General features: G+C 45.2%; 1 protein-coding gene. It reads left to right on the plus strand.

Going from position 1 to position 272, the window contains the following annotated elements:
* Nucleotides 1-272 (plus strand): mucin-binding protein (locus LMB57_RS00405; RefSeq protein WP_229278022.1); only part of this gene is annotated, 272 nt, incomplete at both ends.

The following is a 272-nucleotide window of genomic DNA, read 5'->3' on the forward strand; positions in this document are numbered from 1 at the left end:
CAAAACGCGCAATGGACTCGTTCTATTACGGTTGACAATGTGACTGGCAAGATTATCAGCTCCACAGAATGGGTAAGCAACAAGGGAAGTTATGATGGCGTTAAGACCCCAGTTGTTAGTGGTTACCATGCTGACCGGGCACAAGTTGAAGGGCCAAGTGTCACGATGGAAGATCAAGAAGCTACAGTTACTTATGTACCAAATGGAAAGATTATTCCAGTTGATCCAACTGGTAACCCAATTCCAGATGTTCCAACCCCACAATACCCAAC

Source organism: Limosilactobacillus secundus (genome assembly GCF_020784695.1).
Classification (GTDB): Bacteria; Bacillota; Bacilli; order Lactobacillales; family Lactobacillaceae; genus Limosilactobacillus; species Limosilactobacillus reuteri_F.